The 247-nt window shown below is 70.0% G+C and carries 1 protein-coding gene; it reads right to left on the reverse strand.

Features of this window, described 5'->3' with window-relative positions:
* Positions 1 to 247, reverse strand: a 247-nt coding sequence (locus AC5RVY_RS19080) for a hypothetical protein (RefSeq protein WP_493956258.1), incomplete at both ends; no start/stop codon positions are given.

A 247-nucleotide genomic window follows, 5' to 3' on the forward strand; every position in this document is an offset into this window, starting at 1 on the left:
GCGGCTGCTGCAGCGAGGTCGGGGCTGGTGGTTTCGCCGGTCCCTGTTGTGGTGCCGAGGTCCACTGCTACGTCTGCTGCGGCGGCGAGGTCGGCGGCTGTGGTGTCGGTTCCGTTGGCGATGGTGGTGCCGAGGCCGAGGTCCACAGCTGCTGCTGCAGCGAGGTCGGGGCTGGTGGTTTCGCCGGTCCCTGTTGTGGTGCCGAGGTCCACTGCTACGTCTGCTGCGGCGGCGAGGTCGGCGGTTG

The sequence above is a fragment of the Arthrobacter sp. Ha26 genome, from assembly GCF_059091705.1.